The organism is Vibrio penaeicida (assembly GCF_002933855.1).
Taxonomy (GTDB): domain Bacteria; phylum Pseudomonadota; class Gammaproteobacteria; order Enterobacterales; family Vibrionaceae; genus Vibrio; species Vibrio penaeicida_A.
Window position 1 is genome coordinate 149,606 of record NZ_BFAQ01000011.1, and the last position, 14,458, is coordinate 164,063.

Sequence of the window (14,458 nt, forward strand, 5' to 3'; positions counted from 1 at the left end):
AGCTGAGTGAGCAAGCCCGTGAAAGAAAGAAAGTCTAGACCTGTTAATTTAGATTTACAGACAGTCCACTTTCCAATTTCTGCAATCGCATCCATCCTGCATCGAATTTCAGGTGTTATTACGTTTGTAGCAATTGGAATTTTACTCTGGTTACTATCCATTTCCCTCTCTTCTCCCCTAGGATTCGCTAAAGCAGCAGACATTGTTGATGGCTTTTTCGTCTCGTTCATCTTGTGGGGAATTCTTACTGCACTCGCATATCATATAGTAGGCGGTATTCGTCACTTATTCATGGATATGGGATATTTTGAAGAGTTAGATACAGGTGCGTTGAGCGCTAAGGTATCTTTTGCCGTAACAGTAGTATTGTCGCTACTGGCGGGGGTGATGGTATGGTAAAGCATGTTTCAACGCTTGGGCGCAATGGCGTTCATGATTATGTATTGATCCGCGCAAGTGCGATCATTTTAACCCTATACACAATCTATCTTGTTGGCTTTTGTGCCTTCAACGAAATTACTTACATGTCCTGGACCGCGTTTTTTGGCGGTACGTTTACCAAAGTCTTTACTATGCTTGCATTAGTTTGTGTGCTTGTTCATGCATGGATTGGCTTGTGGCAGGTTTTAACTGATTACATCAAGCCCGTCTTTTTGCGTGGTGTAATTCAAGTCGCAATTATTGCCGTTTTAATCGCCTATTTCTTCTCTGGTCTGTTTGTATTGTGGGGTGCGTAAGTGACTATTCCAGTTCGTGAATTTGATGCCGTTGTAATCGGTGCTGGCGGTGCAGGCATGCGTGCCGCTCTGCAAATTTCAGAGCAAGGCCTAACATGTGCTTTGCTTTCCAAAGTATTTCCTACTCGTTCGCATACCGTTTCAGCTCAGGGCGGTATTACAGTAGCTCTTGGTAACTCTCATAAAGATAATTGGCAATGGCACATGTACGATACCGTAAAGGGCTCCGATTATATTGGTGACCAAGATGCTATTGAGTACATGTGTAAAACCGGACCAGAGTCGGTTATTGAGCTAGAGAAAATGGGGCTACCTTTCTCTCGTTTTGAAAACGGCAGTATTTATCAGCGTCCATTCGGCGGTCAATCGAAAGAATTTGGCGGCGAGCAAGCGGCTCGTACCGCAGCGGCGGCTGACCGAACAGGTCACGCACTGCTTCATACGCTGTATCAACAAAACATCAAACACAAAACCACCATCTTCTCTGAATGGTATGCGCTTGATCTGGTGAAAAACCAAGATGGTGCAATCCTTGGCTGTACAGCGATCTGTATGGAAACCGGTGAGATGTGTTACTTCAAGTCGAAAGCCACAATATTGGCGACGGGTGGTGCTGGTCGAATCTATTCATCTACTACAAATGCACACATCAACACAGGTGATGGCGTTGGTATGGCACTTCGTGCTGGTGTACCAATGCAAGACATGGAGATGTGGCAGTTCCACCCAACCGGTATTGCTGGTGCAGGTGTATTGGTTACTGAAGGCTGTCGTGGTGAAGGTGGTTACCTGCTTAACAAAGATGGCGAGCGCTTTATGGAGCGTTACGCACCTAACGCGAAAGACCTTGCTGGTCGTGACGTTGTTGCACGTTCAATGATGATTGAAATCCGTGAAGGCCGTGGTTGTGATGGCCCTTGGGGACCACACATCAAACTTAAAATGGATCACCTTGGTAAGGAAGTACTAGAATCTCGTCTTCCAGGTATCTGTGAGCTTTCTCGTACGTTTGCACACGTTGATCCAGTTCATGAGCCAATCCCGGTTATACCGACTTGTCACTACATGATGGGTGGGGTTCCAACACAGGTATCAGGTCAAGCACTTAAGCAAAACGCTGACGGCAGTGAGCAAGAAATACAAGGTCTGTTTGCTTGTGGTGAAATTGCGTCTGTATCCGTACACGGTGCGAACCGCTTAGGTGGTAATTCACTGCTAGACTTAGTTGTGTTCGGTCGTGCGACTGGGCTACATCTGGGTGAAACGTTAGCGGCACAAGCCGAAGCTCGTCCAGCGACGGAATCCGATATTGAAGAATCTTTGGCTCGTACCATGCGCTGGGAAGGTAGCAAAGGCGGTGAAGATCCAGCTCAAATCCGTAAAGATCTTCAAAGCTGCATGCAGAACAGCTTCTCGGTATTCCGAGAAGGTGATGCGATGGCAACAGGTTTAGAAGAATTAAAAGTTATTCGTGAGCGTTTGAAAGAGGCGCACTTGGCTGATAAATCAACTGAGTTTAATACGGAACGAATCGAGTGTTTGGAACTGGATAACTTAATGGAAACTGCGTTTTCCACGGCTGTAGCAGCGAACTATCGTACTGAAAGCCGTGGTGCACACGCCCGCTTCGATTTCCCTGACCGTGATGATGAAAACTGGCTATGCCACTCCATCTACAACCCAGAAACAGAAGCAATGACTAAGCGCGATGTGAACATGAGTCCAGTTCATCGTGAAGCATTTCCGCCAAAAGCACGTACATACTAAAGGGAGGTACATACAATGAAACTTAATTTCTCTCTTTATCGTTACAATCCGGATGCAGATAAAAAGCCTTACATGAAGGACTATGTCCTTGAAGTGGAAGAAGGTTCAGACATGATGGTGCTTGATGCACTTATCTTACTGAAGGAGCAAGACCCGACTATTTCATTCAGACGATCATGCCGAGAAGGCGTTTGTGGTTCTGATGGTTTAAATATGAACGGAAAAAATGGTCTGGCTTGTATTACGCCTCTATCTGCATTGACCGGCAAAAATACCATCATCATACGTCCGTTACCGGGTCTACCGGTTGTTCGAGACTTGATTGTTGATATGACTCAGTTCTACGACAACTACGCGAAAGTGAAACCGTTCCTGATTTCAGATGGTAACTTGCCACCTTCACGTGAAAACTTACAAGTGCCGGAAGATCGTGCTCATTTAGACGGTCTGTATGAATGTATCATGTGCGCATGTTGTACGACGTCATGTCCATCATTTTGGTGGAACCCAGATAAATTCATCGGTCCAGCAGGTCTACTTGCTGCTTACCGTTGGTTAATTGATAGCCGTGATACGGCTACAGACGAACGTTTATCTAATCTTGACGATGCTTTTAGCGTTTTTCGTTGCCATGGCATTATGAATTGTGTAAGTGTTTGTCCTAAGGGATTAAATCCTACGAAAGCGATTGGTCATATTAAGACCATGTTATTGAATCGTTCGGTTTAATGGATTCAAAATTGCCGACCCTTATGTAAAGCCTTTGGGTCGGCTTTATTAATAGCTCGGCAATAAGACCGATGCAAACGTGAAACCTACTGGTTAAGGGAAAATATGCACAACGGCGTGATGAAGGCATGGCTCGAGTCTTCACACTTGGCTGGCGCCAATGCAACTTATGTAGAAGAACTCTACGAACTGTATCTTAGTGATCCCGATCTGGTGAGTGAGGAATGGAAACGAGTATTTGAAGGGTTGCCTACGCAATCCGACGCGGTCGATCAACCGCATTCTCGCGTCCGTGATTACTTCCGTCGATTAGCGAAAGAAACAAAGCATTACAATGTCCAAGTTAGTGATCCCGATGTCGATGCTAAACAAGTAAAAGTACTACAGCTTATCAATGCCTACCGATTCCGCGGGCATGAAGCTGCCAACCTCGACCCTCTCGGTCTTTGGGAAAGAGATACAGTCGCTGAACTGAACCCTGCTTTCCATACCCTCACTGAAGAAGATTTAGACGAAACTTTTAACGTAGGTTCTTTTGCCAATGGGCAAGAAACTATGGTTTTGAGAGATCTTCAAAAAGCCCTCAAGCAAACTTACTGTGGCTCCGTCGGTGCTGAATATATGCACATGACAAATACAGAGCAAAAACGTTGGATTCAGCAACGTTTGGAATCTGTGTCTGGCCAAGCATCGTTTACTGATGAAGAGAAAAAAACTTTCCTTCATGAGCTGACTGCAGCAGAAGGTTTAGAGCGTTATCTCGGTGCTAAATTCCCAGGTGCGAAACGTTTCTCCTTAGAAGGCGGCGATGCAATGATTCCTATGACTAAGGAAATCATTCGTAGCGCAGGTGCTCAGGGTGTTCGTGAAGTCGTTGTCGGCATGGCCCACCGCGGTCGTTTGAATATGCTGGTAAACGTGCTTGGTAAAAAGCCACAAGATTTGTTCGATGAATTTGCGGGCAAACATGACGACACCTGGGGTACCGGTGACGTTAAATATCACCAAGGCTTCTCTGCTGACTTTGCAACACCAGGTGGCGATGTACACCTAGCGTTAGCATTTAACCCATCTCACCTAGAAATCGTTAACCCTGTAGTTATCGGTTCGGTCCGAGCTCGTCAGGATCGTCTAGGGGATAAAGATGGAAGCAGTGTTCTGCCTATTACCATTCACGGTGACTCTGCGATAGCCGGACAGGGCGTTGTTCAAGAAACGTTCAATATGTCTCAAGCTCGCGGTTTCTGTGTTGGTGGTACTGTCCGAATTGTTGTGAATAACCAAGTTGGTTTCACGACGTCGAACCCTCGTGATACTCGATCAACTATGTACTGTACTGATATTGCCAAGATGGTACAGGCACCGATCTTCCATGTGAACGCTGATGATCCAGAAGCAGTAGCTTTTGTTGCTCGTTTAGCTGTTGATTACCGTAATACGTTCAAATGTGATGTCGTTATTGATTTGGTTTGTTACCGTCGCCACGGTCACAACGAAGCGGATGAGCCGAATGCAACTCAACCGTTGATGTATCAAAAAATTAAAAAGCACCCAACCCCTCGTAAGCTGTACGCAGACGTTCTAATTGAACGTGGCGAGTTTGATATTGAAACAGCTACGCTGCTAGTGAACGAGTATCGAGATGCTCTTGACCACGGTGAAGTCGTGGTGAAGGAATGGCGTCCAATGGCACTGCATTCCGTAGATTGGTCTCCGTATATTGGTCACGATTGGGATACGGATTGGGATTCGAATTTTGATATCAAGCGCCTGAAAGAATTAGGTCAACGCTTGTGTCAGTACCCTGAAAGCCACAAGCTACATAGCCGTGTAAACAAGCTTTACAACGATCGAACGTCGATGATTAATGGCGAGAAACAACTCGATTGGGGTATGGCTGAAACATTGGCGTATGCAACTCTGGTTGACGACGGCAAACGTATCCGTATTTCTGGTCAAGATTCAGGGCGTGGTACTTTTTTCCACCGTCATTCTGTATTGCATAACCAAACGGATGCGAGCACTTATGTTCCTTTAGCTAACATCCATGATAAGCAGGGGCCTTTCCAAGTATTTGACTCCGTTTTATCTGAAGAAGCTGTGCTGGCATTTGAATACGGTTACGCGACGGCAGAACCGGGTGGTCTAACGTTGTGGGAAGCTCAATTTGGTGACTTCGCGAACGGTGCACAGGTTGTAATCGACCAGTTTATCTCTTCCGGAGAGCAAAAGTGGGCTCGTCTGTGTGGTTTGACTATGCTTCTGCCTCACGGTTACGAAGGTCAAGGTCCAGAGCACTCATCTGCACGTCTAGAGCGCTATTTGCAATTGTGTGCTGAACAAAATATGCAAGTCGTCGTGCCTTCTACGCCTGCGCAGGTTTATCACATGATCCGTCGTCAAGTGGTGCGCCCAATGCGTCGTCCACTGATTGTTATGTCGCCTAAGTCTCTACTACGTCATCCGCTTTGTACGTCTTCATTAGAAGATTTATCGGAAGGTACGTTCCAAGCGGCGATTGGTGAGATAGATACGCTGGAAGCATCTAAAGTGAAGCGTGTTGTATTTTGTTCAGGCAAGGTTTACTACGACCTACTAGAGCAACGTCGCAACAACGAACAAGACGATGTCGCGATAGTTCGTATTGAACAGTTGTACCCATTCCCGTTGGAAGAAGTACAAACTGCGATCGCACAATACACAAATGCAGTGGATTATGTTTGGTGTCAGGAAGAACCTCAAAACCAAGGTGCTTGGTACTCTAGCCAACATAACTTCCGTGCCGCGATTCCAGCTGGTGCTGATTTGAAATACGCAGGTCGTCCGGCTTCGGCATCACCTGCAGTTGGATACATGTCAGTACACATGAAACAACAGAAAGCGTTAATTAGTGACGCACTTACCCTAGATTAAGAACTAGAAGAAAAAGGACGAAACAGACATGACAATTGAAATTCTGGTTCCAGACTTACCTGAATCTGTAGCTGATGCGACGGTTGCAACGTGGCACAAGAAACCAGGCGATGCAATCGAGCGTGACGAAGTCATTGTTGATATTGAAACAGATAAAGTTGTACTGGAAGTACCTGCTCCTGAAGCTGGTGTACTTGAAGCTATCCTTGAAGAAGAAGGCGCAACAGTACTGGGTCGCCAAGTTCTTGCTAAGTTGAAACCTGGTGCCGTAGCCGGTGAGCCGACAGCAGACAGCACAGACGACAAAGAAGCATCTCCAGACAAGCGCCACAAGGCTTCTTTGACTGAAGAATCTAACGATGCATTGAGCCCAGCGGTTCGCCGTTTACTTGCAGAGCACAACCTAGATGCAAACCAAGTGAAAGGAACGGGTGTTGGTGGCCGTATTACACGTGAAGACATCGACGCGCATCTCGCTGCCGCGAAATCTGCACCAGCCGCAGCGGCTCAACCAGAAATTGAAGCACCTGCAGCAGCTCGCACTCAGAAGCGCGTACCAATGACGCGTCTTCGTAAGACAGTAGCGAAGCGTCTTCTTGAAGCGAAAAACAGCACAGCAATGCTGACAACCTTTAATGAAGTGAACATGAAGCCAATCATGGATCTTCGCAAGCAGTACAAAGACCAATTTGAAGAGCGCCACGGTACGCGTCTTGGATTTATGTCTTTCTACGTAAAGGCTGTAACTGAAGCGTTGAAGCGTTACCCAGAAGTGAATGCGTCGATTGATGGCGAAGACATTGTTTACCACAACTACTTCGATATCAGCATGGCAGTTTCAACACCTCGCGGTCTTGTTACTCCTGTACTGAAAGATTGTGATACGTTGGGTTTTGCTGAAATCGAAAAAGGCATCAAAGAGCTGGCGATCAAAGGTCGTGACGGCAAACTGACCGTTGATGAGTTGGTTGGCGGTAACTTTACCATCACTAATGGTGGCGTGTTTGGATCTCTAATGTCTACACCAATCATTAACCCACCACAGTCTGCTATTCTTGGTATGCACAAAATCCAAGAGCGTCCTATGGCGGTTGATGGAAAAGTTGAGATTCTTCCAATGATGTACTTGGCTCTATCTTACGATCACCGTTTGATTGATGGTCGTGAGTCGGTTGGCTTCCTAGTAACGATTAAAGAGTTGCTTGAAGATCCAGCTCGTCTATTGTTAGACGTATAGTCCGCTAAGCAAAAGCATAAAAATTGAGCCAGGCTCTCAACGTCTGGCTCTTTATTGCGGGTAAATCTCGCATGCTCAAGACTAAAACCCTACATACGTGCGCCGTTTATCAGAATTGATAACGCGTCTATGGAAATAATAAATCCCCTAAGGGATAAACAAACGGAATAACACAATGAATTTGCATGAATACCAAGCCAAACAGCTGTTTGCAGAATTCGGTTTGCCTGTACCAGAAGGTTTCGCGTGTGATACAGCTCAAGAAGCTTTTGAAGCTGCCGGCCGCATCAGTACAGCGAAGAAAGTCGTTAAGTGCCAGGTACACGCTGGTGGTCGCGGTAAAGCGGGCGGCGTTGAACTGCATGACACAAAAGAAGGCGTAAAAGAGTTTGCACAAAAGTGGCTGGGTAAAAACCTTGTTACTTACCAAACAGACGCTAACGGTCAGCCAGTAACAAAAATCCTAGTTGAAGAAGCATCGAACATTGCTAACGAGCTGTACCTAGGTGCCGTTGTTGACCGTGCTAGTCGTAAAATTGTATTCATGGCGTCTACTGAAGGCGGCGTGGACATCGAGAAAATTGCTGAAGAAACACCAGAGTTGATTCATAAAGCAGCAATCGACCCATTGGTTGGTCCTCAAGCATACCAAGGTCGTGAGCTTGCGTTCAAACTTGGTCTAGCGGGTGATCAAATCAAGCAATTTGTTAAGATCTTCATGGGTCTTGGCACTATGTTCTCTCAGTACGATTTGGCTCTTCTAGAAATTAACCCTCTAGTTGTAACAGGTGAAGGTAACCTTCTATGCCTTGACGGTAAAATCAACATCGATTCAAACGCGATGTACCGTCAGCCTAAGCTTCGCGAAATGCACGATCCATCTCAAGAAGATGAGCGTGAAGCACACGCTGCACAGTGGGAACTGAACTACGTAGCACTAGATGGAAACGTTGGCTGTATGGTTAACGGTGCAGGTCTTGCTATGGGTACGATGGATATCGTAAACCTACACGGCGGTAAGCCAGCTAACTTCCTAGATGTAGGTGGCGGCGCAACAAAAGAGCGCGTAGCAGAAGCATTCAAGATCATCCTTTCTGATGACAATGTTAAAGCAGTACTTGTAAACATCTTCGGTGGTATCGTTCGTTGTGACATGATTGCTGAAGGTATTATCGGTGCGGTTAAAGAAGTTGGCGTAACAGTGCCTGTTGTTGTTCGTTTAGAAGGTACTAACGCAGACTTAGGTCGCGAAGTTCTTGCTAATTCTGATGTTGATATCATTGCTGCTGAGTCGCTAACAGATGCTGCTCAGAAAGTTGTTGCTGCTGCGGAGGCGAAATAATGTCTGTACTAATTAACAAAGACACTAAAGTAATCTGTCAGGGCTTCACTGGTGGTCAAGGTACTTTCCACTCCGAGCAAGCGATCGCTTACGGTACGCAAATGGTTGGTGGTGTTTCTCCTGGTAAAGGTGGTCAAACTCACTTAGGTCAACCAGTATTCAATACTGTTCGTGAAGCAGTAGAAGCGACTGGCGCAACAGCGACAGTAATCTACGTTCCAGCACCATTCTGTAAAGATGCGATTCTGGAAGCGATTGACGCAGGTATTGAGCTTATCGTGACTATCACAGAAGGCATTCCAACTACGGATATGATTGATGTGAAAGTGAAGCTAGAAGAAACTGGCGCTCGCATGATCGGTCCTAACTGCCCAGGCGTTATTACTCCTGACGAGTGTAAGATTGGTATCATGCCTGGTCACATCCACAAGAAAGGTAAAGTGGGTATCGTATCGCGTTCAGGTACATTGACTTACGAAGCCGTTAAGCAAACAACTGACGAAGGCTTTGGTCAATCTACTTGTGTTGGTATTGGTGGTGACCCAATCCCTGGTTCAAACTTCATCGATATTCTGAAGTTGTTCCAAGAAGACCCAGAAACAGAAGCTATCGTTATGATCGGTGAGATCGGCGGAACAGCGGAAGAAGAAGCAGCAGCGTACATCAAAGAGAACGTAACTAAGCCTGTAGTTTCTTACATCGCAGGTGTTACGGCTCCTCCTGGTAAGCGTATGGGTCACGCTGGTGCAATCATCTCTGGCGGTAAAGGTACTGCGGAAGACAAATTTGCAGCACTAGAAGCGGCTGGCGTTAAGACGACTAAGTCTCTGGCTGAAATCGGTAAAGCACTTCGTGAAGTGACTGGCTGGTAAGAAAGTTCAGTGAATACAAAAAACCGGAGCTTAGAAGCTCCGGTTTTTTTATGTCTTTTTAATTGTGATTTCTAAGCACCATCAAAATGGGATTTTAAGCGACTTTAGAATTTGCGCCGCGTCTAGGTTATCTAACCCATCAACATTGACTGTGTTGCTTCCTAGCAACCCGTATCGCTCTATCGACGTATGAGTATAAAGCCCAATACAATTTGCTCCAGCGGCATCCGCCAAATGCAAAGGACCAGTATCGCAACAAATAAACCCATCCATTTGTTTGAGCACGGCAGCAAGAACTCGCATGTCTTTTGATTGATAAGTTTGTGTTTCAGCGTTGAGTGGGGCTGGGATGTCAGGGCTCAATATTTCGATCCAATTGATTTGCTTGCCCGTCACTTCATCAAATTGAGTGAGCACAGTTTGCCAGGTGGCTTCATCAAGTTGCTTTTCTCCTCGTGCTCCACGGAAGTAAGCCAATGTGATGTGTTCTTTTCCCTTTCGCAACTGCTGAGAAATTTGTTGTGCATTCTCTGTTTCTTGTTGAGAAAACGCCATTGTATGGTCGTATTCAGGATCTAGCTTGATTCCCATACTCTTTAAAACATCCAAACTTTCTAAAGCTGCGTGGGGATGTCTGATCGGTAGTGGTGATGAGTGAGGGGCAGCAGGCAGCCTGTCTTTCGCGTACTCAGATACCTTATTACGAGCGTCCAGCATTGATGACATCATGCTATCAGTGACAGAAGAGTAAGGGACAAGAACCAAATCATAGGTATTTTTCCTTAAACGGAAAATACATTGCAGCCAGCTTATTATCTGCTTAAAAGAGAAGCTGGAGTAATCGAATTTCCCTAGCCCCATATTTTGAAAAAACTGCCCTTGCCACGGTTCGCGCAGCAGCAAATCTATTTTGGCATCGGGGTATTGCTTTCTAAGCTCTCTAATGAAAGGCAACATAAAAAACATATTTCCGATACGCTTATTGTTACGAATCAGTAAGATATGCTTCACATATTCGTTATCTAAAAGCTTAGGTTCCAGCGATTTGTTATTACTGAGTAACTTGTACAGTAATATTTCAGAAGATCCCATTTTGTCACGACGGTAGCTGTCAAACCGACGCAGTGCATTTCGTATTGTCATAAATTATTTTTGATTCTCGTTTAGCTACTGTCGCGTACAGAAGTGAGGGACTTTAACAAGCATTTTTCAGCAGATCCAGCAGCAGTTTTGATGACAAAAGTACAATACACTGACTGAATTAATGGTAATCTAGCGCAAAAATTTTCACGAAACTCTTATGACTGTCATTAAAGATAAGAAAAGTATCGAACAATTTAAGCGATTACTTCCCTACATCAGCGTTTATAAGCTGGCGATAGGCGGAGCGATAGTGGCATTGGCGATTAACGCCTTAAGTGACATCTATATGCTCTCTTTGCTTAAGCCTATCTTGGACGAAGGCTTTGGTGACCTAGAATCCAATTATCTACAGATACTCCCGTTTATCATTTTGGGGACTGCACTTTTACGTGGTTGCAGCGGGTTTGTTTATGGTTACTTACTTAGTTGGGTTTCAAGCAACATTGTTATGAAGTTGCGCAGAGAGCTTTTCAATCATCTAATGAAAATGCCTGTTTCGTATTTCAGTAAAGAATCCACTGGTACTCTCCTTTCCAAGATTACTTACGATACAGAGCAAGTTGCAGGGGCGACCAGTAGCACCTTGATTACCCTTGTTCGCGAAATTGTGACCATTTTCGGTCTACTTGCTTTGATGTTCTGGACCAGTTGGCAACTTTCTTCTGTTCTTCTTATTGTTTGCCCGGTTATCGGGGTATTAATCAGCGTTATTTCTAAGCGCCTAAAAAAAGTCAGCCATAACATTCAAAATGAAATGGGAAACTTAGCAACGAGCTCTGAGCAAATGTTGAAAGGGCACAAAGAAGTGTTAAGTTTTGGCGGGCAGAAAAAAGAAGTTAGCCGTTTTGAAGGTGTCACGAACCAAGTTCGCCAACAGAATATGAAATTGATCGTGGCGCAGCAAGTGTCTAGCCCCGTTATTCAAACTATTGCCTCATTCGCTCTGGTAGCCGTGTTGTACATTGCGAGTATGGACAACATTCATGACCAGCTTTCAGCGGGTACATTTACCGTTGTGTTTGCTTCGATGTATAGCCTTCTTCGCCCTTTGCGAGGTTTAACCAATGTGCTTTCAGAATTTCAACGAGGTATGGCAGCGTGCGAATCTCTGTTTGAAATATTGGATAAACCTACAGAAAGCAACACAGGAAAACACACGCAAGACTCTACGGAAGGAAACATCCGTTTTGATGGTGTGAGTTTTGGTTACGAAGGTGCTGCGGGTAAAGCCTTGGATAATATCTCCATTGAGATTCCGACTAACAAAATGACGGCGATAGTCGGCCGATCTGGATCGGGGAAAAGTACTTTGGTTCAGCTTCTTCCAAGGTTGTACTCGGTTGATTCCGGCTCGGTATTGCTTGATGGTGTTAACGTTGAAGATTACGAACTTTCTAACTTACGGACGCACATCAGTTCTGTGTCTCAAGATATTCATTTGTTCAGCGATAGCATAGCCAACAACATAGCGTATCCAGCGCTAGAGAACGCGAAGCGCTCCGAAATAGAGAATGCAGCTAAATTGGCTAACGCCCATGAATTTATTGTTCAGTTGCCTGAGGGCTACGATACTGAAATTGGTCAAAATGGTGTGACCCTTTCTGGGGGGCAGCGCCAGCGCCTTGCCATAGCTAGAGCGTTACTGAAGAAGTCAAAGGTTCTAATACTGGATGAAGCCACCTCCGCTCTGGATACTGAATCCGAAAGAGCAATTCAGGAAGCGCTGGCTAATATTCAAAAAGAAAAGACTTTGGTTGTGATTGCGCATCGCCTATCCACGATTGAGCATGCCGATAACATTATTGTCGTTGAACAAGGGAGAGTTTCTGGTCAAGGCACTCACCAAGAGCTTTTAAACTCCGATCCTGTCTACTCAAAGCTTTATCAAAGCCTCAAATCAAAAGAACAGGAAGCGCAGGCGTAGTCTGCCTTCCTGCTGAATAAGCTAAGCGTATTGTTTAATTGAAAATACTGATTTAACAGTCAGTAGTTCGTAGTATTCCGTCGAACTACTGACTTTTCAGAATTTTAAACATTAGGTTGCTTAGCCATGCTGGAATTCTCTTCGAATACGCCTGAACTCGCCCTTGAAGTATCAAGTGAGCAAACAAAAGAAATCCGTATCGAAGACTTCTTCAACGGCCAAACCGATGTGTCTTGTCTCACCATAATCGAACATGACTTGCAACAAGATTACGAATACTTCCTTCGCAAAACACCTACGGCTGATGTGTCAGAAAAACGGATTTCATTTGAAGTATCTGACTCCCCCCAAACAGCCGAAGATTTTTGTGATTTTATCCAGGGCCTGCTTGCTTGCAGTGCCCCTGTTTTTTCCCCTGATTTTATTGGTCATATGACCTCAGCACTGCCCAAACATATTTTACCCATGGCAAAAATATTAGCGGCTACGAATCAAAATGTCGTTAAGGTTGAAACATCCAATGTGTTCACTCAGCTAGAAAAAGACGTCATTGCGTTTTTTCATTCTCAGTGCTTTTCTCTGACCAAGAATATCAATTCGCTCAGCTCAGATGCTTTGGGTTCCGATGTAAGCCTTGGGCATTTTTGTTCAGGAGGAACGGTCGCTAACCTATCTTCCTTATGGGTCGCCAGAAATCGAGCACTCAACGCTGATGTGGGTGAAATAGGGCTTATGAAAGCGCTTAAACAGAGCCCTTATGATGATTTAGCGATTCTAGTTTCAAGCGCTGGGCATTATTCCTTAAAAAAAACCGCTGACTTACTGGGGTTAGGGAAGCGTAACTTAGTCGTCGTAGATACGGATTCTGCTCAACGAATGTGTATATCGGATCTGCGATCAAAAATTTCAGATCTAAAGCGTAACAACGTAAAAATCATGGCGATTGTTGGGATCGCTGGTACGACTGAAACAGGGGCAATTGATCCGCTTGAAGAGTTGGGTGATATCGCCAATCAGGAAAACTGTCATTTCCACGTTGATGCCGCGTGGGGGGGAGCCAGTTTGTTGTCAAACAAACAAAAGCATTTGTTTGCAGGAATTGAATTGGCTGATTCAGTCACGATTGATGCACATAAGCAGCTCTATGTTCCCATGGGAGCTGGCATGGTCCTATTCAAGAACCCATTAGCCACGCAAGCTATATCTCACCACGCTAACTATATTATTCGAAAAGGCTCTGATGATTTAGGGGCGCATACGGTTGAAGGCTCTCGAGGTGCGGTTGCTGCGTTAGTGGCTTCAAATCTAGCGCTATTGGGCAAGCAGGGCATAGCAAAGCTGGTGGATGGAAGCATCCATATAGCCCATCAGTTTTCACGTAAAGTGAAAAAAAATACCAATTTTGAACTCACGAGCACTCCAACACTTTGCATTTTTACTTACCGATATGCTCCTAAAAGTATCTTAGCCCTTGTTGGTCGCCTTGAAGTGAGTGAAAGGGGCGTGGCGTACCAATTGCTCGATCGTTTGAATCAGCACATTCAAGAAACCCAAAGGGATACGGGTAAAGGCTTCGTCTCTCGTACCAAACTCCTCGTCAATGAAGGAAAGACGTTAGAAGGAACGGTATTTCGGGTGGTGTTGGCCAACCCGCTAACCCGCATTGAACACTTAGACGCTATTTTGTGTGAGCAAGAACGGATTGCGTCAGAAAGTGCAGAACTCGCTGACCTTAATCATTTCGTCCATTCAACCTTTGATGGTCAGAAGCCCCTAAATACTCGGTATAAATAG

Annotated in this window: 11 protein-coding genes; 10 read left to right on the forward strand and 1 reads right to left on the reverse strand. The window is 45.2% G+C overall.

Features of this window, described 5'->3' with window-relative positions; genetic code table 11:
• Positions 1–6: 6 nt before the first annotated feature.
• The 8 genes from sdhC to sucD all read left to right on the forward strand — a co-directional run bounded on the left by sdhC (position 7) and on the right by sucD (position 9,597).
• Positions 7–399, forward strand: a complete 393-nt coding sequence (gene sdhC / locus VPNCDNU1_RS04225; protein WP_104399202.1) for a succinate dehydrogenase cytochrome b556 subunit — start codon at positions 7–9, stop codon at positions 397–399.
• Positions 393–737 carry a succinate dehydrogenase, hydrophobic membrane anchor protein gene (sdhD, locus tag VPNCDNU1_RS04230; RefSeq protein ID WP_101113518.1) on the forward strand — a complete coding sequence of 115 codons (345 nt, stop codon included), beginning with the start codon at positions 393–395 and terminating at the stop codon, positions 735–737. Before sdhC ends, sdhD begins: the two co-directional genes overlap by 7 nt.
• A complete protein-coding gene (gene sdhA / locus VPNCDNU1_RS04235) occupies positions 738–2,504 on the forward strand; it encodes a succinate dehydrogenase flavoprotein subunit (RefSeq protein WP_104399203.1) in 1,767 nt (588 codons plus the stop codon).
• Positions 2,505–2,519: 15 nt separating this feature from the next.
• Complete coding sequence (locus VPNCDNU1_RS04240; protein ID WP_104399204.1) at positions 2,520–3,233, forward strand: succinate dehydrogenase iron-sulfur subunit; 714 nt, start codon at positions 2,520–2,522, stop codon at positions 3,231–3,233.
• 105 nt (positions 3,234–3,338) lie between these two features.
• Entirely contained in the window at positions 3,339–6,146 is a 2,808-nt protein-coding gene (sucA, locus tag VPNCDNU1_RS04245) for a 2-oxoglutarate dehydrogenase E1 component (protein WP_101113521.1), read from the forward strand.
• A 28-nt stretch (positions 6,147–6,174) separates the two neighbouring features.
• Entirely contained in the window at positions 6,175–7,383 is a 1,209-nt protein-coding gene (gene odhB, locus VPNCDNU1_RS04250; RefSeq protein ID WP_104399205.1) for a 2-oxoglutarate dehydrogenase complex dihydrolipoyllysine-residue succinyltransferase, read from the forward strand.
• 175 nt (positions 7,384–7,558) lie between these two features.
• Positions 7,559–8,725: an ADP-forming succinate--CoA ligase subunit beta gene (sucC, locus tag VPNCDNU1_RS04255; protein WP_101113523.1), complete on the forward strand. Its 1,167-nt coding sequence runs from the start codon at positions 7,559–7,561 to the stop codon at positions 8,723–8,725.
• Positions 8,725–9,597 carry a succinate--CoA ligase subunit alpha gene (sucD, locus tag VPNCDNU1_RS04260; protein ID WP_104399206.1) on the forward strand — a complete coding sequence of 291 codons (873 nt, stop codon included), beginning with the start codon at positions 8,725–8,727 and terminating at the stop codon, positions 9,595–9,597. The genes sucC and sucD overlap by 1 nt, the downstream gene beginning before the upstream one ends.
• Before the next feature lie 81 nt (positions 9,598–9,678).
• Here the strand turns inward: sucD and VPNCDNU1_RS04265 are convergent, their stop codons facing one another.
• Positions 9,679–10,740 (reverse strand): glycosyltransferase family 9 protein, encoded by a 1,062-nt coding sequence (locus VPNCDNU1_RS04265; RefSeq protein WP_104399207.1) that lies wholly within the window; start codon positions 10,738–10,740, stop codon positions 9,679–9,681.
• Between the two features lie 157 nt (positions 10,741–10,897).
• Here VPNCDNU1_RS04265 and msbA point away from each other — a divergent pair, with 157 nt between their 5' ends.
• Positions 10,898–12,664, forward strand: coding sequence for a lipid A export permease/ATP-binding protein MsbA (gene msbA / locus VPNCDNU1_RS04270; RefSeq protein WP_104399208.1), 1,767 nt, complete (start codon positions 10,898–10,900; stop codon positions 12,662–12,664).
• Positions 12,665–12,790: 126 nt separating this feature from the next.
• Complete coding sequence (gene panP / locus VPNCDNU1_RS04275; protein WP_104399209.1) at positions 12,791–14,458, forward strand: pyridoxal-dependent aspartate 1-decarboxylase PanP; 1,668 nt, start codon at positions 12,791–12,793, stop codon at positions 14,456–14,458.